Source organism: Burkholderia sp. SIMBA_051 (assembly GCF_046534915.1).
Classification (GTDB): domain Bacteria; phylum Pseudomonadota; class Gammaproteobacteria; order Burkholderiales; family Burkholderiaceae; genus Burkholderia; species Burkholderia ambifaria.
The window spans coordinates 1-236 of the sequence record NZ_JAWRXS010000891.1; the positions used below are offsets into that span (position 1 = coordinate 1).

Genomic DNA, 236 nt, shown 5'->3' on the forward strand with positions numbered 1-236 from the left:
GTGCGCAACGAAGCAAGGTCCGACCCCGCCTCAGGCTCTGAAAACCCTTGCACCCAATACACTTCACCTTTTTGTATTGCCGGCAGGAATCGGCGCTTCTGCTCGTCACTGCCAAACTCGCAGATCACCGGGCCAACCAGTGTCACGCCTTGTTGGTTGGGCGATGGCGCACCGGCCAGGTAGCATTCCTCTTCAACGATGTACCGCTGTTCTGCAGTCCAGTCGGTGCCGCCGTG

General features: G+C 59.3%; 1 protein-coding gene. It reads right to left on the bottom strand.

The window, feature by feature from the left end; translation table 11 throughout:
- The coding region (locus tag SB771_RS37020) for an acyl-CoA dehydrogenase family protein (protein WP_410722288.1) at positions 1 to 236 on the bottom strand (236 nt) is incomplete at both ends.